The organism is Stenotrophomonas sp. SrG, assembly GCF_050031795.1.
Classification (GTDB): Bacteria; Pseudomonadota; Gammaproteobacteria; order Xanthomonadales; family Xanthomonadaceae; genus Stenotrophomonas; species Stenotrophomonas rhizophila_A.
The window spans coordinates 1-270 of record NZ_JBNBBE010000270.1; the positions used below are offsets into that span (position 1 = coordinate 1).

Sequence of the window (270 nt, forward strand, 5' to 3'; positions counted from 1 at the left end):
TCGTGGCGGTGACCGCGTTGGCCCGTGCCGACGACCGCTAGCGCGCGCTGGCCTCGGGCTTCCCGGAACACGTGGCCAAACCCTATTCGGTCGCCCAGCTGGTCACCGCAGTACGCAGCGTCCTGGCCGGACGGACTTGAATCAAAGGAACCGCATGTCCCGCATCGCCCCCCGCATTCACACGAACCCGGCCGACATCGCCCAGCTCGCGGCCCTGCTGCCCCAGCTCAAAGGCCAGACCCAGGTCGAAGTCACCAGGCAAGATGGCCG

General features: G+C 68.1%; 1 protein-coding gene. It reads left to right on the forward strand.

The genetic code is table 11. The annotated features are described in order from the left end of the window. Positions 1–154 precede the first annotated feature (154 nt). Positions 155–270 (forward strand): DUF3247 family protein (locus ACQG3P_RS19805; RefSeq protein ID WP_426805998.1); only part of this gene is annotated, 116 nt, incomplete at its 3' end.